The sequence below is a fragment of the Pseudoalteromonas shioyasakiensis genome (assembly GCF_022398475.1).
Lineage (GTDB): Bacteria > Pseudomonadota > Gammaproteobacteria > Enterobacterales > Alteromonadaceae > Pseudoalteromonas.
Genome location: NZ_JAKEVM010000062.1, coordinates 1 through 23779 on the forward strand (window position 1 = coordinate 1; position 23779 = coordinate 23779).

The 23779-nt window shown below is 41.4% G+C and carries 17 protein-coding genes; 3 read left to right on the forward strand and 14 right to left on the reverse strand.

Annotated elements, in window-relative coordinates:
• Positions 1-95 precede the first annotated feature (95 nt).
• Both L1D51_RS12035 and L1D51_RS12040 read left to right on the forward strand, forming a co-directional pair.
• A complete protein-coding gene (locus L1D51_RS12035; RefSeq protein ID WP_239963752.1) occupies positions 96-2942 on the forward strand; it encodes a TonB-dependent receptor domain-containing protein in 2847 nt (948 codons plus the stop codon).
• Between the two features lie 146 nt (positions 2943-3088).
• The gene (locus tag L1D51_RS12040) at positions 3089-4132 is read left to right on the forward strand and encodes an ABC transporter substrate-binding protein (RefSeq protein WP_239963753.1); all 1044 of its coding nucleotides are present in this window, start codon (positions 3089-3091) and stop codon (positions 4130-4132) included.
• Positions 4133-4168: 36 nt separating this feature from the next.
• Here the strand turns inward: L1D51_RS12040 and L1D51_RS12045 are convergent, their stop codons facing one another.
• The 8 genes from L1D51_RS12045 to upp all read right to left on the reverse strand — a co-directional run bounded on the left by L1D51_RS12045 (position 4169) and on the right by upp (position 15425).
• A complete protein-coding gene (locus L1D51_RS12045; protein WP_239963754.1) occupies positions 4169-5791 on the reverse strand; it encodes a di-heme oxidoredictase family protein in 1623 nt (540 codons plus the stop codon).
• A 43-nt stretch (positions 5792-5834) separates the two neighbouring features.
• The gene (locus L1D51_RS12050; RefSeq protein ID WP_239963755.1) at positions 5835-6986 is read right to left on the reverse strand and encodes an imelysin family protein; all 1152 of its coding nucleotides are present in this window, start codon (positions 6984-6986) and stop codon (positions 5835-5837) included.
• Positions 6987-6998: 12 nt separating this feature from the next.
• Complete coding sequence (locus L1D51_RS12055; protein ID WP_054562432.1) at positions 6999-8402, reverse strand: hypothetical protein; 1404 nt, start codon at positions 8400-8402, stop codon at positions 6999-7001.
• Positions 8403-8671: 269 nt separating this feature from the next.
• Complete coding sequence (locus tag L1D51_RS12060; protein ID WP_054562433.1) at positions 8672-10441, reverse strand: sugar phosphorylase; 1770 nt, start codon at positions 10439-10441, stop codon at positions 8672-8674.
• Between the two features lie 12 nt (positions 10442-10453).
• Positions 10454-11674, reverse strand: coding sequence for a glycosyltransferase family protein (locus L1D51_RS12065; protein ID WP_054562434.1), 1221 nt, complete (start codon positions 11672-11674; stop codon positions 10454-10456).
• On the reverse strand, positions 11667-13409 hold the full coding sequence (locus tag L1D51_RS12070; RefSeq protein ID WP_239963756.1) for an HAD-IIB family hydrolase: 1743 nt from the start codon (positions 13407-13409) through the stop codon (positions 11667-11669). The genes L1D51_RS12065 and L1D51_RS12070 overlap by 8 nt, the downstream gene beginning before the upstream one ends.
• A gap of 138 nt (positions 13410-13547) precedes the next feature.
• Positions 13548-14786, reverse strand: a complete 1239-nt coding sequence (locus L1D51_RS12075; protein ID WP_054562436.1) for a uracil-xanthine permease family protein — start codon at positions 14784-14786, stop codon at positions 13548-13550.
• 9 nt (positions 14787-14795) lie between these two features.
• Positions 14796-15425, reverse strand: coding sequence for a uracil phosphoribosyltransferase (gene upp, locus L1D51_RS12080; protein ID WP_054562437.1), 630 nt, complete (start codon positions 15423-15425; stop codon positions 14796-14798).
• A 192-nt stretch (positions 15426-15617) separates the two neighbouring features.
• Here upp and L1D51_RS12085 point away from each other — a divergent pair, with 192 nt between their 5' ends.
• Entirely contained in the window at positions 15618-16436 is an 819-nt protein-coding gene (locus tag L1D51_RS12085) for an ABC transporter substrate-binding protein (RefSeq protein ID WP_239963757.1), read from the forward strand.
• On the opposite strand, the gene L1D51_RS12090 is transcribed toward L1D51_RS12085, so the two are convergent.
• The 6 genes from L1D51_RS12090 to L1D51_RS12115 all read right to left on the reverse strand — a co-directional run bounded on the left by L1D51_RS12090 (position 16433) and on the right by L1D51_RS12115 (position 23717).
• Positions 16433-17404, reverse strand: a complete 972-nt coding sequence (locus L1D51_RS12090) for a Gfo/Idh/MocA family protein (RefSeq protein WP_239963758.1) — start codon at positions 17402-17404, stop codon at positions 16433-16435. The two genes, L1D51_RS12085 and L1D51_RS12090, sit on opposite strands and share 4 nt — an antisense overlap.
• Before the next feature lie 2 nt (positions 17405-17406).
• Entirely contained in the window at positions 17407-18354 is a 948-nt protein-coding gene (locus L1D51_RS12095) for an aminoglycoside phosphotransferase family protein (protein WP_239963759.1), read from the reverse strand.
• 145 nt (positions 18355-18499) lie between these two features.
• On the reverse strand, positions 18500-20755 hold the full coding sequence (locus tag L1D51_RS12100) for an acyl-CoA dehydrogenase (protein WP_054562441.1): 2256 nt from the start codon (positions 20753-20755) through the stop codon (positions 18500-18502).
• A 253-nt stretch (positions 20756-21008) separates the two neighbouring features.
• Positions 21009-22541, reverse strand: a complete 1533-nt coding sequence (locus L1D51_RS12105) for a phospholipase D family protein (protein WP_239963760.1) — start codon at positions 22539-22541, stop codon at positions 21009-21011.
• Positions 22542-22699: 158 nt separating this feature from the next.
• Positions 22700-22894 (reverse strand): (2Fe-2S)-binding protein, encoded by a 195-nt coding sequence (locus L1D51_RS12110; RefSeq protein WP_054554573.1) that lies wholly within the window; start codon positions 22892-22894, stop codon positions 22700-22702.
• A 484-nt stretch (positions 22895-23378) separates the two neighbouring features.
• Entirely contained in the window at positions 23379-23717 is a 339-nt protein-coding gene (locus tag L1D51_RS12115; RefSeq protein ID WP_239963761.1) for a hypothetical protein, read from the reverse strand.
• Between the last annotated feature and the right edge of the window lie 62 nt (positions 23718-23779).

The window sequence follows — 23779 nt, forward strand, 5'->3', positions numbered from 1 at the left end:
AAATAGGAACAATGATAAAGTGCATCACGTTAACAATTAGAACACTTAGTTAACACCCAACTCAGGGATAAAACAATAAAGTAACAGGTGAAACAATGATAAAAAATAATTATTTAGGTGCTAGCATAAAGCTTGCTCTATGCTCATCGGCACTTGCCATTTCTAGCCAATCGTTAGCTGCTGAAGAAGAAGGCGCAAAATCAATTGACCGTATCGAAGTAACAGGGTCACGCATTTTACGTGAAGGTGCTATTGCCCCTGCTCCAGTTACAGTGATAAGCGGTGAAGACTTAGTTAATACTGGCGCGGTTAATATTGGTGAGGCACTAAATAAATTACCAGCACTTGGTAATACTTATTCACTATCAAACTCAGGCCGTTTTATCGGTACTGCGGGCCTTAACATTCTTGATTTGCGTAATATGGGCACAGCTCGTACACTTGTTCTTGTCGATGGCAAACGCCATGTTTCAAGTTCTGCTGGTACTCAATCAGTTGACACCAATACAATTCCAAGTGTTTGGGTAGAGCGTGTTGAAATTATCACCGGTGGTGCATCAGCTGTATACGGTGCCGATGCTGTAACAGGCGTAGTTAACTTTATTCTTAAAAAGAATATCGAAGGCTTAAGTGTTAGTGTTACCAAAGGTGCCTCTGAACTAAGTGATTACAAAAACGAAAAAGCAACGTTTTCATACGGTACAAACTTTGATAATGACCGCGGTAATGTTGCCTTTGCTGTTGAATACTCAGGCCAAAATACATTAAATGCGCTTGATCACCCGTGGACTGATGGCTCTTTCTTTAGCTTGCGTAACCCAGCTCAAAATGAAGAGAACAAAGACGACCCAAATTTCCCTGATAAAATTTACACACCAAATGCTGGCTATTATGCGATTAATAATGCAGGTGTTTTTGCATCAAGCAATGGCTATGTTAACTCATTCAACCCAGATGGCAGCCTTCGTGACATTTATATAGGTGACCGAGTAGATGGTCTTGCATGTGCTGACTGTGATTCATTTAACCTTGCTCAATTCAATGAAATTCAGCCAGAATTTGAGCGCTACAACGTAAACTTTAAAGTAAACTATGACGTTGCAGACGATATGAATGCGTACTTCGAAGCAAAATATGTAAACAGCGAAGGCGAAAGCATTGGCCAGCCAGCATTTTTCTTCTTTAACCCTAATAACAGCATCAAGATTGACAACCCATACCTTGACTCAAGCGTTAAAGATCTAATGGAACAAGAAGGTGTTAGCTCAATCATGGTTAACCGTATGATGACAGATTTAGGTCGTCGTATTGAAAACAACACACGTGAAACAACCCGCTTTGTTGCAGGCTTAAGAGGCACAGTATTCAATGACTGGGAATTAGATGCATCAGTTGTTCATGGCCAAACTGACTTAGAGCGTATTAATGGCGCTAACATGATTATGGCAAACTACTACAATGCTCTTGACGCAGTTGATGATGGCGAAGGTAATGTTGTTTGTCGTAGTGAAGAAGCGCGCGCTGAAGGTTGCGTACCAGTAAACATCATGGGCTTTGGCGCACCAAGTCAAGAAGCGATTGATTACATTAATACAGTATCAACAGGTACTTCTGAAATTACTCAAACAGTAGTAACAGCATCACTTGCAAACTCAGCAATTTATGAATTACCAGCAGGCTATGTTGGTTTTGCTGCCGGTGTTGAATACCGTAAAGAAGAAAGTGAAACTAAAGAGCCTGATAACGCAGTAGGAACGTTCTTTAACGCACTTGGTGAAGACAAAGGTGATTTTGATGTAAACGAGATTTACTTTGAAGCATCAATCCCGCTACTAGCTGACTTGCCACTTGCTCAAGACTTAGTACTAGATACAGCGGTACGTTATGCTGACTATAGCACAATTGGTGATGCAACAAGCTGGAAAGTTGGTTTAGATTGGACTGTGAACGATCAATTACGTGTTCGTGCAACACAATCTGAAGCACTACGTGCGCCAAACATTGGCGAAATTTTCGGTGCAGCGAGCCAAACATTCTACAACGTTGATGACCCTTGTTTAGCAGATAACCTAGATGATTTACAAAACTCAGAAGTTCGCCGTGCAAACTGTGCAGCATTAGGTGTTCCTGCTGGTTTTGAATCAGATTACGATTCACAAACGCTTGAAGGTTTAGTAAGCGGTAACAAAGATGTTAAAGGTGAAGAGTCAACCAGTACTACAATTGGTTTAGTTTACCAGCCATCATTCCTAGAAAACTCAGTTGTTACAATCGACTATTGGAAAATTGAATTAGAAGACGCAATTACAACGATTGCTTCTCAAGAAATTCTTGACCGTTGTGTTGACGCTGAAGGCGGTATTAATAACCAATACTGTAATCTAATCACACGTGATAGCAGCTCACATGAAATTACACTTATCCAAAACTCGGTATTAAACGTTTCTGGACAAGAAGTATCAGGTGTTGACTTTGAGTTAGGTTATGACTTTGATGCTCTAGAAGGCAACTTCTCTACACGCTTAATTGGTACTTACCTAATTGAACGTAAAGAGTTCCCATTCCAAGACGAACCTGAAGATTACATCGAGTACGCAGGTACAACGGGTGAAGCTAAATGGCAAGCTAACTTAACTATCTCTTATAAGCGTGATGGTTTCTTTGCAACCTTTGATACACGTTACCTAGATGAAGTAAGCCTTTACACAGACCAAGAATTAGAAGATAACCCGAATCCAAACAGCTTAATGAAGTTTGGTAGCTATGTTATTTCTGACGCAACCGTTGGTTATAACTTCGAAAGCGGCTTTGGTGTGAAAGTAGGTGTTGATAACATCTTTAACCGAGAGCTTCCATTCGGTACAAGAGGCACAGGTTCAGGTAGTGCAAGTTACGACAACATCGGTCGTTTCGGCTACTTAAGACTATCTTACGATTTCTAATCGTTAAAATTTGATTCTCTTGGGGCTGCACTTTTGTGCAGCCCTTTTTCTATCAGATATAAAAACTATCCTATTCCAATCATTTACTTAAAACCTGACAATTCACGCTATACTCTACCCTATCGGCCTTTTAACTTAATAAGACTATGCTCAAAACGGTATTTTTCATTATCTGTCTATTTTGCTTACCGAGTGTTTTTGCCAAGCAAAGTATTATTTTTATAAATCCAGGTCATGCTGATACCAATGTCACAGGCCCTTTTTGGTTTGAAGTATCGCAGTTGATGCGTGATGCTGCCAAAGACTTTGATCTCGATTTAACGATTCATTATGCCAACCGAAATCATATTGAAATGAAGTCATTAGTGGCTAATGCGATTAAAGCAAAGCCAGATATGCTGATTTTAGTTGATGAGAAAAGTGTGCTAACCCAACAACTTTTAAGCTTAAAGCACATCTCTACGCCCATCTATTTTTTACTTAACCGCCCATCAGAACAAGAACTAAACCGTTTGATTGATCATGGTATTAATATCGCAGGTAGCGTTGTGCCCGATAACAAACAAGCGGGTCAATTATTAGCTGAAAAACTGATTGAAAAAGCTCAGCACACGGCAAATATTCTCGCGATTAATGGTGATTACACCACCCATGCAGCACTTGATAGAGAGCAAGGTTTAGAGCAAAGTGTTCAAACGCATGATAATGCTAATATCACCGCTAAAACAGTTGCCAACTGGTCAGCAACACAAGCGTATCGCCAGAGTCTTGGCTACTTTAGCCATCAATCTAACATCAATATGGTTTGGGCTGCCAATGATGCCATGGCATTAGGGGCGATTGCAGCGCTTGATGAGTTAAATAAACGCAAAGATGTATTGGTTGGCGCAATAAATTGGCCACTCAGAGTTGTGGCAGAAAAAATAGACGTCACTATCGGCGGTCATGTCACACTAGGAGCTTTAGCTATAGTAAATGTTCATGATCTACTCAATAATTACGCAACCGGAACTATGCATCATGAAGTGGCCATTTTCAGCCAACATAGCGAACAAACGCTTAAGCTAGTTGAACAAATTCACAGTGATAACTTAGCAATTAACTTTCGCGTTTTCAGTAATGCGAATAAAAATGCCCTTCCCTTCAGTGTTGAATCACTTATTTTAGAGGCAACAAAAAGCGCACTGTAAAGGGCGTTGACAGTGCGCTTTTAAAGAGTTTTAAAGCTATAGTGATTGTAAAAAGCTAATTAACTGAGCTCTTTTTTCACTGCTAAGCTCTGTAAATTCACGCTTACTTTTTTCAGCTTCACCACCGTGCCATAGAATCGCTTCTTCTAGTGTGGCTGCGCGCCCATCATGTAAGAAACCTGCGGCTGGGTTGACTGTTTTCGTTAAACCAATCCCCCAAAGCGGACGCGTTTTCCACTCACGGCCTGTTGCCATAAAATCACGACGGTTATCTGCAAGCTCTTCACCCATGTCATGTAACAACATGTCGGTAAATGGCCAAATTTCTTGCCCTTTTACAGCCGCAGGCGCTGCAATACCGCCCAACAATAAAGCGGCACCATTTGCGGTTACAAAACGGGGCGTATGACAACCAGTACAGTTTAATTCGTTGAATAAACGTGCACCGGCTTTAACATCTTCGTCGGCAACATTACGACGAGCTGGCACAGCAAGCGTTTCTGCGTAAAACACGACCGTATCAGAAAACTCATCACTGGCTTCTGGCAATCCTTGCTCATCAGAACCGGTATCTTGATAGTTAGTACGAGATAAATAACTTTCGTGCATTAATGTATTAGCAATGCTTTCTTCAGGGAACAATGAGTTGGTTACCCCCATGTCACCACGCAGTGCACCTAGTGATTGCTGTCTGACTGATGGTGTACTGGCTTTCCAACCAAATCGTCCAAGTGACACAGGGTTTTCATCACCCGCTTGAGCCTTAACAGCATCAAATACCCAGTTTGCTTTACCTGAAATTCCATCGTTGTCGGCATCATCAACATCTTCAAGCGCTAGAATATCTTGCTCTTCAATCGCTTCAAGCAATCCAAGACCAAAGACAGGCATGCCATTACGGGCACTAAAACGTACATCTTCATTGGCAAGGGCACTTAAACTGAAATTTTCAGGTGAGTCCCATGCATTGTCGATAGTAAATACCGGCTTTTTCAACGTGACAGTACTTCCATCCGGGTAGCTAAACTCCGTGTAATCATAGCTTAGATATACATCAGCTTGGCCACCAAAATTATGCGTTTGCCAGTCTTCACGGGCTTGTAAAATCCCCCGGTGAAAGAGTTGATCCCCAAACCCTTCAACGCCTGTAACCTGACAAAAATCATTGATACTACTTGGCACTTCACATACGCCATCAGCTAAGCTAACGCGTAAAAAGATCCCTGCATCATTCGCTAACTTCACAGTTTGCTGTTCAGCGGTTGGAACAATAGTGCTTGGGCGACCATCTCGTTGGTGACAAGCATTACAGTTATTATTATTAAAAACAGGTCCTAAACCATCGAGTTCCGGGTGTGCATCATTCGGGGCTGTCGTAAAGGATGTTTCAAAATTAGCATCGCCAGTTAAGTGAATATCGAGTTCTGAATCACTTAAATTAGGCATAGGTGTAGAGAAACCATGGCCTGAATTATTGGTATCGAGGGCTGTCGCTTCACCAGCCAAGGCAACGACATCAATATAATTTGGATCAGTTTCGCTGCTTGTTGGTGGTGTTGTCGTTTCGGTCGCGCTTTTATCGCTGGTTTTACTTCCACATGCCACTATAGATATGGCTGTGAAAGCAAATAGAATTGGTTTAATTGCTTTTACATTCATGACGGTATCTTGTAAAGAGGGGAAGCAGATGCTTCCCCAGCGATTATAAATTCCACTCTTTGATAAGTGGCACAACTTCTTCTTCAAGGGTCGCTTGTAATTCACCTAGCGCATCAATCGCTGTTCGAATTCGAACGCGACCAGCATCATCCTTAATCGCTTGTCTAAATGGCATATCATCTGCACCTGCAATGGCATCAATCGCTGCAATCGCTGCTGAAATTTGAGTTTCAACTTTCGCTGCTAGTTCAGCGTCACCGGCATTGATAAATGCTTTAAGACCTGGGCTGTCGTTTTCATCGCTGAATGTGCCTAAAAACACATTTTGTACACCAACAATGTTGTTGCTAAAGTCAGTTAATGAGTTCCAGCTATATTGTGATTCAACCAATGATGTATCAGCTGTGTCTTTGCTAGTACCGAATGGTTCTGCAATTTTACCGTTACCTACCTCATCAACAATACCGATAACACCATTGACTAACTCTTCAATAACACCTAACTCAGATGAGTATTTATCATTGCCCGGTGTTAATAAATAATCTTTATAAGCAGGTTCATCATCCGCATTTGCAGAGATAACCCATGCATCAACAAGGCTTTGTGTATGAATATTAAATACTTCAGCACATGCAATTAAGTATTCCATTTCACGCACAGTCATTTCGTCAATTGACTTATCGTTATCTTCAACGCCATTACCGAATAATAAAAACTCCATGGTGTGGAAACCTTGTACACCATCGTCAAAGTTCTTCACATTATCAGCCGAGAACGTTGTGTTACTTGCAAGTAGTGCTTCTAAATCAGCGGTATTTAATGGCCAAGTATCAAGATGTGGATCAATTGATAAACTATCAACAGGACCAAAGATATGCGACTCACCTTGCTCCCAGAATACACGTGCATCTTTCCAAGCTTGTTGAGCAGCAGCCAGCGCAGCTTCGTTTTTGTTTTCTAATAATGTGAGTGTCGCGTTATGTAGAACCGTCGCCTTGCTGTTTAGCATTTCGTAACCATCCACAATCACTTGCTCAGTTACGTTTTCAATTAAATCAGTTGCATCATAGCTAAAGCCTGTTACTTCAGTAACGGGTGTGCTTGTGTCTGAAGAATCATCCGAAGAAGACGAACCACATGCAACAAGTGTTGACGCTAAAATGACAGCTGTGATGCTGTTTAATACTGTTTTCATCCCAAGGTTCCTTTATAGTTCTGTTGAAAATTTATAGCCAAGAGAGGCGCTAAAGTGAGTCGTGTCATCGATATCGTCTTGTGCGTAATAACGTTGACCACCCTGAAGTTTTAGAATTAAGTTTTTGTTTGGAAGGTAATTTAAACCAAAGTTAAGCTCACGAATGTCGTAACGATGGATAGCCGCACCACTGGCCACTTCAAGCATTGGGTTGGCATAATCAAACGAGGTAAATACATACAGCGGCGAAGATAAATCAAACAGCCCCTGCATATTATATGCGGCTTCTACAAATGCAGATTCAGCTTTACTACCAAGCTGTGCAAAGCTTCCTGGACGTAGACCCGGCGTTGTTTTATTCGCAGCAGTGATAGCAACTGAGTCCTCTAACTCGCCATATAAGTACTGACCACGGAACACAAGATCATCTAACGTCCATGCACCATGTAACCCGAGAATAGACACGTTTCCATCCGCATCAAGTTTGCCCTGATTGCGACGGTTATCTGAAGTATTTGCCGTATAGTAACTAACACCAAAGCCTTTACCAGCTTTAACATTGCCATAATCAAGGCGTAATGTGAGCGCTAAATCATCTGCGGTGTTTTCTTCAAAGCGTTGCTGTGCACCACCCGCGACCCAATTAGTCGAACGGAAGTATTCAGAGTTAAGACCCGTCGTCACCAATGTTTGCAGTGTAAAGTCAGACCAACGAGAAATTAAGTTAACCCCAGTTTCATGCCAAACTTGCGGGATCATAGTTGCCTCACCCCAATGGCGAGTCGTGGTAAAGTATTGATCTGGCTTATTTAAGTCTGTGCCTAAGCCTACCGGAACATATATATGACCAAACTTGACTGTAAAGTTAGGGTTATATTCATATTCTAGCTGTAGCTTTTCGACAATAACTTCACCACCCGCTTCAACTTCTGATTCAAATTCGCCAAATTCTTCAAAGCCGTCGTATTCAAGCGTGGTACCTGTACCACCATGTTCATACTCAAGTTCAAATTCGACTTTCCATTTATCATCAATTTCATATTCGAACTCAGTAACAACACGCTCTAAATCTGTTGTGGCGCGGCGCTCTGGAGAAGTATCTTGAACGTTGGCAAACACTTCGTCACTTTTGTAAAGCAAAGTACCATAGCTTTTGAAAGTAAGTTTTGACTCTTTTTTGCTTACCGCTGTAGCAACGGGTGCTGCCTGCTCAGTAACAATTGGGGCTTTTTGTTGCACTACAACTTGCTGGGTGTTTTTTGCTTCTAATTGACTTTTTAAATAATCAATCGCTTTTTGTTGTTCAAGGAGTTGTTGTTGAAGTTTTTCGAGTTGAGCTTGCATGTCATCATTTGCAACACTGTAAAGTGGAGTCAAAACCAATGACACAGCGAGAGAGAGTACTGCTTTCTTCATTGTAAAACGCACCTAAAATTAAAAGCAGAATGATAATAGTTGCTTTTTACATTGTAAATGTTGTTAACTATATTTTTTGAGAAAAAAGGTAATTTAGATCAAATAAGTCTTATTCACTAAGATAATTTCACTAAAAATTAGGATGGAGTGATAGATTGGCACCCAAAAAGGTAGTATTGTACTACAATTGAAAATAACCTGTTAACAAGTAAGCCGAACTGATGTGCTTACTTGTTAACGACAGGATTTGCACTATCTAAATGATAGGTTTATTTATTACTGAGCCAAACTGCTTGGTATGGGGTTAGCGACATTGTTTGTGTTTGCTCAGTAATTTGCTCACCGCTAATTAAATCTCGCCATTGCTCAGTACCAATCAAATTTAAGTCGGCAAGCGTAAGCGTTTGCGGCTCGTCACTAATGTTATAAACACAAAACATACTTTGCGAACGGTTGATACTTTGTCGCCAAAAACCAAAGAGCCCTTCGCTTAAATGTAACGTATATTGCGTCGCATTAGGGTGAAATGCACTTTGCGCCTTACGAATAGCCATTAGGTTTTTCATCGCTTTAAACACAGTACGATGATGGGCATTTTCATTACTCAGCTTTGCTAGTAAATCTGACTCTTGCCAGCGGTGACGGTTAATCGCTCGGTTATGTTGGCTATTTTCAAAGCGTTCATAATCATTGGTGGTACCGAGTAAGCTATGAATATACAAACCTGGAATACCTTCAAGCGCAAACATAATGGCATGCGCACATAAAAAGCGCGCAACACCCCATTTATCTGGTCCTTTATGGGTACCTTGCAACGCATCAAATAAGGCAATGTTTAACTCATAAGGGGTGTTAGTGCCATCTGGGGCGGTACGTAATGAGACTTTACCGCCATATTTAGCCGTAGTATTGACCATTTCGGCAATTTCACTTTGCTCCAACAAGCCTTCAACGGGGCGCAAGCCAATACCATCATGTGAAGCTATAAAGTTAAAGTACGCCGTCCCTTCTTGAGGAGGTGGCATACTCATCATCCAATGTTTTAATGCGGTACTGTCGCCACTGAGTAAGGTATGTAATAACAGCGGTGGTAATGAAAAGTTGTAAATACAATGCGCTTCGTTGGCATTACCAAAGTACGATAGGTTTTCGCGGTTCGGGATATTTGTTTCTGTGATAATAATCACATTAGGCTCAAAATGCTCAATAAGGGTGCGAAGCAGCCTGATCACTTCGTGCGTCTCAGGCAGGTTAATGCAGCGGGTATTGAGTTTTTTCCATAAAAAAGCCACCGCATCAAGGCGAAATATACGCACACCGTTATCTAAATAATGACGAATAATGCTGACAAATTCATTGAGTACATCTGGGTTAGCAAAATCAAAGTCGACTTGGTCATGACTAAAGGTACACCACACATGTTGCAAACCGTCTTTAGTTTCAACCGCCTGTAAAAGGGGTGATGTTCTCGGGCGAACAACTTGCACAAGGTCATCACTCTGGCTTGCCGTTTTAAAATACCCTTTTCCCGGCTCTTTGCCCTGAATAAAGTTTTCAAACCAAACGCTGCGGCTAGAGCAATGGTTGATCACCAAATCTGCCATCAACCTAACATCCGCTGAAATATCACGGATATGTTGCCAACTACCTAACGCTTCATTCACTTGCACATAATTCATTACCGCGAAGCCTTCATCTGAGCTATATGGGTAAAACGGCAAGATGTGCAGTGCATTAAGTTCAGGTAAGCATTGGTTTTTTACAAAGCGATGTAACGTTTGCAAAGGCGGCTCTTCAGGCTTAGCAACGGCTTCATCCGTATTAGCATGACGAATAATCGAATCACCATAGGCAATTAAAATCATATCTTGCTCATCCCAACGGTTTTTATGCGGCGTTGGGTCTCGAACAGGATCATCACCTAACATGGTATCGATTAATCTATCTGCGAGTTGTTCAAGCGTTGTTGATAGCTCAACCTCGCCGTAGATGCAGCTTAAATGCTGAATAACCCTTTGTTGCAAAAGCTCTAAAGTCACGTGCCTTCCCCGTTAAATATATTCTTTGTTATCAAGCTCTACGGCTTCTTCTAAGCGAGCAAACACCTCTGGCATTGCCGAAGCTACTCGGTTCCAACTCGGCACAAAGGGTGCTTCCATTGGATTTTCTAAAAAGTGCTGACCTGCATTCATAATATTTTGAGCAAACATTTCAACGGCTTTTTCTTCATGATGAATATCAAGTGTTAAGCCATTCATTAACGCATCGTTGTGATAAGTTTCAATAAAATCGAGTGCAATACGGTAATAGGTTGCCTTTAATGAGCGAATCGTTTCTGTCGTAAAAGTCACCCCTTGGGTAGCCAGCTTCCTAAATAAAGCTTTGGTGATATCAATCGACATTTTCGACAAGCCCGCCGCTTGGTTTTCTAGCGATAAGTCTTGGTGTTTGTGATCATAGTTATCAGCAATATCTACCTGACATAAACGGTTATGCGAGTAATTACGATACATCTCTGATAGCACGCCAATTTCTAAGCCCCAGTCACTTGGAATACGAATATCATTAAGTACATCGCGACGGAATGAAAACTCACCCGCTAGCGGGTAACGAAACGAATCCATGTATTCTAAGTAATCGTTGCTGCCTAATATTGTTTTGAATGAACGCAATAACGGCGTTACTAGCAAACGTGACACGCGACCATTAATTTTGCCCTCAGCGGTTCGCGGGTAAAACCCTTTACAAAATTCATAATTAAAACGAGGGTGAGCAACGGGGTAAATTAAACGTGCTAATAGCGCTCTGTCGTAAGTCAAAATATCGCAGTCATGCAGTGCAATTGACTCTACTTTTGAGGTTGCCAACTTATAGCCCATGCAATACCAAACATTGCGACCTTTACCTAACTCTCGTGGCGCAACGCCCAATTTTTGTAGTTCTTTATCAAGAGCTTGTAAACGCGGGCCATCATTCCAAAGTACCTTATGAGGCTGATCAAGCTCCGCAAAAAACTGCAGTGCATGGCGATATTGGCTTTCATCAGCGCGATCTAGACCAATGGTAATTTGCGATAAATAAGGCACATGTTTTAGCTCAGCAATAATATTTTGCAGAGCGGGTCCTTCTAACTCACTGTAAAGCGAAGGCAAAATCAGGCCCATTGGGCGTTGTTTTGAAAAGCCCAACAACTCTTTTTCTAGTTCTTCTACTGGGCGGTCAGCAATATTGTGTAAGGTCGTGATAATGCCATTTTGATAAAAATCAGCCATGAGATTGCTCCTGTTTTGCTGCAAAACGCGCTTTGATGATAGTTAACGCAGAAACTTCTTGAACCCAACCTGCTGGGGCTGGTTTTTCGCTGAGCTGCCATGCTTTTTGTAATATTTGTGATTGTACTTGGCTGCCAGGGTTATTGATTAAAATAGCGGTGTCGGCCGCTTTTAGCATGGCTACATCGTTTTGACTGTCGCCAAGCGCTATCACAGTAAATGGATTGCGATAGGCTTTTTTGAACTGATTTAACAGCCACTTTTGTGCAAGTCCTTTATTGTTACCTTTGGTTAAATGGATAAAACGCCCGCCAACAAGCACTTCGTAGCCTGCTTGGCTCATTGCATCTATCAAGCCCTGCTTTTCTTCATCACTGCCCGAAAAACAAACCGGATCTGAGTACTGTCTTTGTAGCGCCAATTCACTTTTATCGACGGGGAGTCCTGTTAACTCGGCTATTTCTTGTGCACTAAACTGGCTAAATAAGCGTACACAATGACTAAATTGGATCGCATATTGTTTAAGATCTTCATGCAATTTATCGGTACTTTGCGTCATGGCAAAGCGCCAATAACCTTTATATTCATCACAGCCAATCGGCTTTACTTTAAAATAGTCTTTCGGGATATAAACAGCAGCACCATTTTCCACAATAAAGGGCTGGTGATGATCCAAACCTTTTTGAATATCAGTGACTTCAGCAAAGGTTTTGCTGGTGTTAAAAATCACATTGACACCGGTATCATTCAACTTTGCCAAAAATGGTTTGATCACCTCACATTCGTAACTATCGTGATCGAGCAATGTGCCGTCTAAGTCAGTAAAAATAAGTGGCTGAGCAATCTGGTCAGCGAGAAGTTCCATCTTGGTGATATCACGGTCAGTATCGAGCAATAATAACGCATCCACGCTGTGCGCAAGAGTGGCTAAATTTTCCCGCGTAATACGTTCAAAATGAGAGATAAAACGCTTTAAACTCACTTCGTCAAACGTGCCCTGCCCCTGGCCTTTTTTGGCAATTAGTTTATGCTCTTGCTCTAAGCGCCACGCATACACATCTTCAAATGAAGGCGCTTTTAACATAATGGTGTAATCGGCCATTGCGAATACATTTTGATATTCATTCGCTAAGCAACTATTTACGCAGCGACGCCAAATGCCGTCGGCATCTTCTAGTTGCTCTAATTCATTTACCGGAGCTTGCAGTTGATAAGGCTGCTGAGGAGTACTGGCTACACACCAGCCTTCAAAAAACACTATATCAATCGGCTTTTGATTACTAGACCACTGATCTTTTGGCATCGGATCATCAGTTAGTTTATCAAATTGAGGTAATGGCACACCCACTTTACCTGCCAACAAAGCTGATAAGGTTTGTTCCATTAATTGCGTATCATGTGTACCCGGTACACCACGACTCGCAAACAAAGGATGAACATCTTTAGCAAGCTCATTGCGTGCATCACGACTTAAATAAAAGTCATCGATTGATAATGACACGCTATTAAATTCGGTATTGCTATTAACCCAGGTCACTAAGAAATCAGCGAGGGTCGTTTTACCTGAGCCTTGGCAGCCGTTAATCGCCACCAGCATAGGTTGGCCGGTCATTTTTGCGCTTAAGATATCGTGCGCGAGGGGTATAAAAAACTGCTCACTTAAGTATTGATACTTGAGTGGTAACTGATGCTTCGCTAAAAACGGGGTAATATCCACAACATTTGCCTCTTGCATAATCGCTCCTACCAGTATGACATAGAGATAAATGCAGTTAGTAGACCAGTTTTATAATTCCTTATTTTTTAAATGGTTACAAAAAAAGCGCATATTTAATGCGCTTTTTTGGTGCAATATTCAAGCAGTTTTTAAGTTCTAATCAGCTTGTTGCACTGCTTTGGGGAGAACAGCATTTAAGATAATCCCCAAAATTGCGCATAAGCTCACACCTTGCAAACTAAACTCATCACCACCGATATGCATGCCACCAATACCAAACACTAAAATCAGTGCGATGATAGTCAAGTTGCGAGGCGCGGTAAGATCTTCACCTGATTTAACTAAGGTATTTAAACCAACAACGGCGATAGAACCAAACAGTAAAATCATGATGCCGCCCATCACAGGAACCGGAATCGTTTGTAAACCCGCGCCCATTTTTGCCACAAACGCCAGCACAATAGCGATGATAGCGGTCCAAAGCATCACGCGAGGGTTGAAGTTACGCGTAAGCATTACCGCCCCCGTTACTTCAGAGTACGTTGTATTAGGTGGACCACCAAAAACCGATGCCGCAGAGGTTGCTAAGCCATCTCCCAGTAAAGTGCGGTGTAAACCCGGTTTCTTTAAATAGTCTTTACCTGTTACTTGGCTAATAGCCATCATGTCGCCAATATGTTCAATTGCTGGCGCAATGGCCACAGGCACCATAAATAAAATAGCCTGCCATTTAAACTCAGGATAAGTAAATGCCGGTACCGCAAACCAGTTTGCTTCGGTGACCGCATTAAATTCAACAATACCTATAAATAACGAAGCAAGGTAACCTGCTACCACACCAGCAAGAATAGGAATAAGTTTAAATACACCTTTACCCCATACCGCAAAAATCAGCGTAACCAGTAATGATAAACCAGACACCCAAATGGCTTGCTCATAAGGAACTAATTGTGCACTGCCATCCCCTGCTTTACCCATAGCCATATTCACAGCGACAGGTGCTAAGGCTAAACCTATTACCATAATCACTGGGCCAACAACCACAGGCGGTAACACTTTATGCAGCGCATTCACGCCTTTAAATTTTACTATCAAGCTAAGCGCAAAATAGCAAAAGCCTGCCACCATTAAACCGCCCATAGTTGCGGGAATACCCCACATTTGCACTGAGGCGATAATAGGTGCGATGAAAGCAAAAGACGATGCTAAAAAGATGGGAACTTGGCCTTTGGTAACCACATGAAACAGTAAAGTTCCTAAACCTGCAGTAAATAAAGCCACATTGGGATCAAGGCCTGTTAGTAACGGCACAAGTACTAGTGCACCAAATGCTACAAACAGCATTTGCGCGCCAGTTAGAATGGTTTTTAACGAAAATGTTTGATGATTTTCCACGTGAGCGCCTTACACTGTGCCAAAAATCTTGTCACCGGCATCTCCTAAGCCTGGAATGATATATCCTTTTTCGTTTAAGTGACTGTCTAAAGATGCTGTGAAAATTTCAACATCTGGGTGGGCTGCAAGGGTTTTTTCTACGCCCTCTGGTGCTGCCACTAATACAATCACTTTAATATCTTTACAACCTGCTTTTTTAAGCATGTCGATCGTTGCGATCATTGAACCACCGGTTGCAAGCATTGGGTCAATAACAAGGCTTAAGCGCTCATCAATTTTACCAACCAGTTTTTCAAAATAAGGCACTGGCTCCAATGTTTCTTCGTTACGCTGAAGACCAACAACACTTACTTTTGCAGCAGGTAATAACTGCATTACGCCATCCATCATACCAAGGCCGGCACGAAGAATAGGCACAACAGTAATTTTTTTACCTTTGATATGTTCTACATCTAATGTTGAACCATCCCACCCTGTGATTTGAACACTTTCTAATGGGAGGTTTTTTGTTGCTTCGTAAGTAAGCAAAGTACCTACTTCAGACGACAGCTCACGAAAACTCTTAGTACTAATACCTTCTGCACGCATAAGGCCAAGTTTGTGTTGAACTAACGGATGAGTAATTACATGGATAGACATAAGTAGAACCTAAATGAGATAAATTACGCCTATTTTAGCGCAAAATAGTCTTCTCGACTGCAAAAAATGCATGTTCACCGCATTAATTCTTTGAATTGGTCTAAAATAATACTAACAGTTGCAAATATTAATTTTTTTGCAACAACACGCACCGGCAATATTTAACATTTTATTTATTTTGGGCCTGCAGTAATGAAAACGTTTATCTTCACCTCGATACTACTTTTGTGTATTTGCCTACCGGTCCACAGTGAAACTCTCGATATTCAAGTTATGGCAGACTTTGTTCCCCAAGATGGCGGTAACCCTGAAAATGAGGCCACCACGTTTTTGCTGGCTGCCGCAGCTGAATTAGGCGATGAAATCAGCCTGCATTTTATACCTGCAAGCCGCTTAAGAGAGTGGCAGCAATTAAGCAAAATGAACAATGTTTGCTTGTACAATAAATTAAAAACCCCAGAGCGTGAAGCTCATGCTGTGTTTAGTCAGTACCCTCTGATGGCATTTCCTTCAAATAAACTGGTGGTATTTAATAAGCCCACCATTCCAGACGCTATTACCCTACTACAAGCTATCTATTACTATGACTTAACAATTGGCGTCACTAAAGGTCGCTCATACTCAGAAGAGATTGATAAGTTTGTCCGTTTAAATGATGAGCACTTTTTTATACTCGATGGGGCAACAAATGCACCAAGGCTCGGACAAATGTTATTTCAAAATAAAATTGATGCCGTTTTAGAATACCAAACTGTATTTAGCAACCGTTATAAACGAGCTCCGGGACTGAGTAGTATTCGTTATATCAGCCTTAAACCAGAAAAAGCCGCCGTGTTTGGTTATATTGCATGCTCACCAACAGAGGTCGGCAAACAAGCAATTGCGCTGTTCGATAAAGCGCTTAAAACAGAAAAGGTACGCACATTAATTAGTGAGCGACTGATGGAGTTATTTCACGAAGGTGAAAACACACAAATAGTAAATGCCTTCAATGCAGCGTTTGAGCACTAAGCCGATAAAATCTGCTCCATAACCCAACTTGTGTGAAGTGCGCTCTCACCGGTTGATGGGTGGGGTTGCTGAGCATGAAAATAGTTCGCCATGTTTTCAACATGATATTGTTGAATATGTGCAGGGTTATCAATTACGAGCTGTTGTTTGCCCTGTGCGTTGTTAAGCACAATCGGTTTTTCGTCAAACACACTAAAGCTAAGCTCGCCTTCACTGCCGTAAATCATTACATCATCAAAACGATTAGATGATGCAAAGTTCCAGCTCCCGGTGCCAGTAACACCAGATTGATGCTGCCAGTGCGCGGTAATAGCATCGAACGCAGAATATAAGCCCTGTTGATTAGCACATAAACCATGCACCTTACTAAAGTCACCTAAAAGGTAGGCAAGTAAATCAAGACCATGGCTGGCTAAATCGTCGAAGTAACCTCCTCGTGCCACATTTTGATCTGTGCGCCAGTTGTACTCACCCGATAAATCAAGGGCGTTAGGAGCTTTACTTAAATGCCAACTAACATGACGAGGCTTACCAATGGCGCCTTGTTCTAGTAACTGTTTAACGTGATTAAAGCGTGGTAATGAACGGCGATAATAAGCTACAAATAGCGGCTGTTTAGCCTCTTTAAACGCTGCGACAATGTCAAGACTATCTTGATAACTTGGTGCCAATGGCTTTTCAATACAACATGGTTTACCTGCCGCAGCAACTTCAAGAGCAAACGCTTTATGGCTATCTGGCGGCGTGGCAATATACACTGCATCAACACTGTTATCGTTAATTAGTTCGCTTGGTGATGCGAACACCTTTGCGACATTATGACGTTTAGCGTAATCATGGGCTTTTTCTAGGTCGCGACGTGTCACTCCAATAAGCGCAATACCTTCTGCTTGCTGATAAGCAGGGCCGCTTTTCACTTCGGTTACAGCACCACAGCCAATAATGGCAAATCGCATTGGCTTATTCATTGCTAATCCTTTATTTTTAAGTACGTTACAAATTGCTGCTGCATGTAGCCGTTTATTTTTGCATGTTCAGGGCACCAACCTGCTAAAAAACGATAAAAATCGCTCCATGCGTAACACCAAAGCGCTCGCCAACTGCTAACAACAAGCGCTGGGTTTACATTCGGTTGATAACGTTTTAGTGCCTGTGTGAGGGTGTCAAAATAGCGATTTAAATAGTCATCTGCAACTGATTTTAATGCCGTATCATTTAAGCAACTGCCTAAAAAATACATCACATCAATCACCCCAACACCCTTGCCAACATATTGAAAGTCATAGCCAAGAACATGCTGGTTTTGTGGCGCAATCGCAAAATTGGCAAGCTTAGCATCACCATGAATTAACGTTTGGTAAGGTGACTCACTCAGCGCAGTATCAATAGCGTGTGCCTGCGCTTTTAAGCTTAAATCACTCATGCGTTGTAGCTCATCAGGCCGCGTTGCTAAATGCCAATAACTACCTCGCGGCCAAAGGCCATTGGAAGAGCTTGCTAAATGAAAAGCATGAAAGTGTGCAAGCCAGTTTATAATTGCTTGAATGTCGCTGTGTGTAGCACTTGCTTGCAGGTAGCCAAGTGCACTGAAATCACTAAATAGCAGTGCTTGCTTACTGCCCTCTTGTATTGCCTCAATACAGTGGATAGCCGCAGCTTCATGGGGTAATTGCTCTGCGTAATGCCGATACCAATTAAATTCGACTAAATAAGATTGCCGCTTTCTGGCAAGCGCAAAATCACTTTGTTTTATACGACTATGATTGATCTGACTAGGTACTTCAATCGCTTTAATTACCGCAGCAGCACCATTCATTTGACAACGAATAATCTCACCGCATCCACTCCATACTGATGCTGCTTGCTGTAGCTCTGTAATATTTGAAAAGTGACAAGTAACGAATTGCCTAAGATCCATAACGCTCTGTAATTTATATAAACTGATGGCAATAGTAGGTGAAATTAGCTATTGGTACAACGGCCTATAAGCAATAAAAAACCCGTGCTAAGCACGGGTTTTCGAAGATAAAGTCCTAATACTGCTCAGGACTTGCATTGTTGAATTACTCGTTTACCACACTTTTAAGTGGGTTTACTGGCTTTGCATTGTCATCCAGTAAGTTCATATCAAAGTCGAACTCATCAACACGAATCGCTTTTTCACGTTTCTTGTTGTAATCAATCAGTTTTGCATACTCTTCTTCGTTGATAACACTTGCAACAAGTGCATTATCAAGCGTTTCTGCAAAACGAACGCCCGGCTTAATAGTTTTAGCACGCAGTGCTTTTTTAACTTTCTTAAGTAAATCAAGGCACGCCATTTTCGCTTTGTACGCTTGCTCATTGATGTAATGACCATCACCTTCAATTGGGTTTACCAAGTGAGTGATTTGCGCTTTAAATGCGGTATCCATTTGCGCTTGAGTCGCAAGTTCACGGATTAAATCATCGCTGATCTTAGGCATTTTCATTGAGTAATTCATCGTAATGAAACGCATAAACTTACGAGTACCACTTGCAGGGAAGTTATCTAAGAACTTATGCAATGCTTCTTCAGCGCTTTGTAATGCAAAGCGAGTCGCATAGTGGAAGTAAGGTGCAGCTTGCTCACGTTCACTGCTTGCTACTTTTTGCTCGTAATATTTAATTGATGCCATAGCAGCGTATAAGAAGCTCATTACGTCGCCTAAACGTGCAGATAACATTTCTGCTTGTTTAAGTTTGCCGCCAAGTACCAATAACGAGAAGTCAGCGTAAACTGCAAGTTTTGCAGATAGTTTGTGTGCTGCTTTTTCGTATTCACGTACTTCTGGTAGTGACGATTTAGCACCCGCAGTAAACGGTAATACGCCTAAACGGAAAGCTCGTAAGCTATTAGCTACGCTGTAACCCACTGTTTTACGTAAGATGCTGTTGAATTCTTTATCTGCATTTTTGTCTTCGCTGTGGATAGACTCAACCATAGTTTGTAGGTAAGGGTGACAACGCATTACACCTTGACCAAAAATCATTAGGTTACGAGTAAGAATGTTTGCACCTTCAACCGTGATCGCGATTGGTTGTGCAACATAACCACTTGCTAATGTATTTTGCGGACCATTTTGAATTGCCTTACCTGCTTGAATATCCATTGCTGAATCAAGCACGTTACGACCAATTTCTGTCATGTGGTATTTAGCAATCGCAGTGACTACAGATGGTTTTAAGCCCATGCCTAAACCTTCTGTTGTTAATACACGCATTGCTTCTTGAAGGTAAGTTTTACCTGCGATATCAGCAAGCTTCTCTTGGATACCTTCGAATTGACCAATCGCCAGACCAAACTGCTCACGTACTGCTGCGTACTCAGAAGCACCTTTGAATGCCACTTGTGATGAGCTAACACCTAGTGCCGGTAACGAAATACCACGGCCTGCACCTAAACAGCTAACCAGCATTTGCCAGCCACGGCCGATGTTCTTTTGACCACCAATGATGAAGTCCATTGGTACAAATACTTTTTCGCCGCGAGTCGTACCGTTGTAAAAACGGATGCCCATAGGATCATGACGATTACCAAGTTCAACACCTGGGTGATCTTTAGGAATAAGCGCACAGGTAATACCTAGGTTTTCTTTGCCACCTAGTAAACCGTCAGGGTCAACTACTTTAAATGCTAAACCTAATACTGTCGCAATTGGCGCAAGTGTAATGTAGCGTTTGTCCCAGGTAATTTCTAAACCTAACACTTCTTCGCCATTGAACTGACCACGTTTAACAACACCAATATCTGGAATACCACCCGCATCTGAACCCGCTTCTGGGCTAGTTAGTGCGAAACATGGAATATCACGACCATTTGCAAGACGTGGTAAGTAGTGATCTTGTTGCTCTTTAGTACCAAAGTGAAGTAATAGCTCACCTGGGCCTAATGAGTTAGGAACCATCACGGTTACCGCAACCGCAGAACTCTTAGTCGCGATAGTCGCAACGATTGTTGAGTTTGCATAAGGGCTGAATTCTAAACCGCCGAATGATTTAGGAATGATAAGCGAGAAAAAACGCTCTTTTTTCAAGAAATCAAGAATGTAGTCAGGAAGATGAACACCATTTTGAATTTCAGAATCATCAATCATTGATAATAATTCTTTCACTGGGCCATCTAAGAATGCTTGCTCTTCAGCGCTCAGCTTAGCTGCTGGCACGTCACGAAGTGCATCGAAATCAGGTTTACCTTGGTAGATTGAACCTTCTAACCAAACATCACCCGCATCTAACGCTTCTTGTTCTGTAATTGAAATACTAGGTAATACTTTTTTTAATTTTGTACGTAAGCTCATAATAAACTCATCCGACCAGATAGTAATACCTACATTACGTCATAAAATGAGCAATAGATCAATTGGTCCAACCAGTTTTTTTAACATTTTTTTATATTTATTTTTTCTTTGCATGCTAAGCACTTGAATACAATGGGTTTACACGTGTACGCTCAAACGCCTTTTTTTATCCCGAAATGGTTAACAACTAAAGACTGAAAACAAAAAGCCCAACTAAAAAGTTGGGCTTAGGTATAAATACTGAAGGAATGGCTTATAGCTCATCTTCGATAGGGAATAACGAAATAAACCACACTTGAAAGCGTCGCCACGAAGACGTTTGTGGTTCTTCATCAAACTGCTCATTACTCACGGTATCGAGCCAAACTAAGTCATTATCTTTGAGCTCAACTTTCCAGGCATATTCAGGCATTTGCGTATCAACCCAATGGGCCAAAAAGCGGCTAAGCTTTTCGCTTTCGATTAAAACGCCCATCTCGGTATTTAAATCAAGCGAGCGAGGGTCTAGGTTCATAGTGCCCACAAAAATCTTTTCATCATCAAAGGTCATGGTTTTTGCGTGTAAACTTGCTTGTGATGACCCAGTTACTTTACGCCCGGCTTTACGCTTAATGGCCATTAAGTCACTGGGTTTTAACTCCCACAGCTTAACCCCACCTTTTACGAGATCTTCTCGGTACTTTTTATAACCAGCATGCACCGCGGATACATCGGTAGCTGCTAAAGAATTAGTCAGTACAGTGACATCAACGCCCTGCTTTGCCCAATTGGTTAGTAATTTAACGCCCTGCTCACGAGGAATAAAATACGGCGACACAATAATTGCTTTTTGTTTCGGCTCGCCCATTTCTTTAAACAACATTGGCGACATATTGGCCGATTTTTCACTGACTTCGTTCATCACCTTATCGGGGTGATCATAAAACAATACAGACTTTTGCCAATCGAATTCTATTTCATCGTGCAATAAGCGTTTTACAAAGGCGCTTTCGCGCAACTGCTCAACGTAATTACTCTGCTGATTTTGCTCAACATAGGTCGATAAGGTGTTAGTGATATCAATAAGTGATTGCTCATCACGTTCACCGTGCAAGTCTTGAACAGGGTAAGACAGCTGATGATTCCAATATAAATCAAATGCTTTTGATGCTTCTGGCACAATTTCGCCAACACTCATCACATCTAAATCAATAAATTCAGAATGATCTTCAGCCGAGAAATACGCATTGCCTATGTTGCGCCCACCGGTGATAAAAATCCGATTATCAACAATAAAGCTCTTGTTATGCATACGTCTTGAAAGCTGGCTAAAGTTGGTAACAAAACCAAGCGCTCTAAAACGACGGTTAGGAAATGGATTAAATAATCGAACTTCAATATTAGGGTGAACAGCCAGTGCAGCTAAATCAAGCTCACTGTCGGCTTGCGATAAGTCATCAAGCAACAAGCGAATTCTTACCCCCCTATCTGCGGCTTTTAATAAAAAGGCCGTAAATAAAATGGTGGTTTGCTGCCTGTGGTATAAATAGTACTGCACATCAATGGTGTGCTCTGCAGAATCAATGAGCGCCAACCTAGCTACAAAGGCATCGACCCCATCTGCTAAAGGATAAAACCCTGATAACCCAGGATGATTATTACCCACTGCATCTCCTATGGTACTGGGTGTATCCGCTGCAATGGCATAGCTTGGTTGAATTGACTCTCGTGAAGGTAACTGCGCACAACCCGCGGTGATTAAAATGAGTACTGCACAAAAAAGTGATTTTAAAGAGTCTATTATCATGGCTTCCTACCAATGACCGTGTGATACACGTATCTGCTTTGTTATAACCCTAATAAATGAAGGGGTTAAAAGCAAATAAAAACTCGTAAGTATGGGGATTAATTAGAAGAATTAAACGAATGAAAAATAGTTAAGCAAACATGCTTAAGAGCAAGTAATTAAGCTACTTGCTCAGTGATATCTGCAATTTCGATCAGCTTGCGATTTAGAATTTTTTTACAACAACCACAACACTTGCCGCACTGGCTACCCACTTGCAGCTCTTTTGATAAATCGCGCATCGTCATAGCGCCATCATCAATTGTTTGTTCGATTTTTTTATCAGTCACACCATGACATAAACAGATATACATGAATGCAAACCACTCTCATTTCTCTTGATGGTCAGCATATTAATCTAAACAGTAATAGTTCGCAATAGTGTTATAGGCAATATTTGCATATCTTTTATACCGAAATTTCCAAAATGGCACACAGCTAAAAATTTTCCCTTATGATTTGGGCAGTTAGATCAAGGCGAGTAAAGAAAAAATTTTTAACTTTTTGAGGGGGTTTAGTTTGGAGTTGAATGAAAAAGAGGGGCTGGCTCAGATACAGAGCATTAGGCGATGAAAAAACAAAGAAGCCAACGCTTCAGAAACTCGTAATCGTCAGGAACATACCTGGTTTTTCTCAGTAAGCAAAAGGCGGAAAGAATGACCTGTACCTATTCATTGTCATATGCTTTGTCATTTGTTTTTGAGATATCTGCATTACTTCGCGTATATGTATTTTTTAGTCAACACATAAAGAAAAAGCGCCTAAATTCAATACTAATAATAAAATTTCATATTTAACCTAGTAAGCAAAGTAACGTATGTTAGCCTTTTTCATCGCCCCCCAAGACTCACAGTTTTCAGGAACATCATCGCCATCAAACCATATACTCCCCATATCAGATCGAGTAGCTTTAGCATGCATTAACATCGACATCATAGTTTGGCACATTTTAGGACCTGTTGAATAAGACGTACCTGAAACAGTCCATTTATATTCAGGACTACAAATATATACAGCTCGATTCATTGAGCTTAGCTTGAGCATTAACTTATCAGGTGAGTGAAAGCCTACTTTTTCAACCATCCCACCGCATTGAATTGTTGCAGAGCGAACAGAAAAAGCTAGAAGCAGAGTCATAAGGAAATATAGTCTTAATAATAGTTTTATCATATGTTATTCCATTAAATTTTGTTATTAAC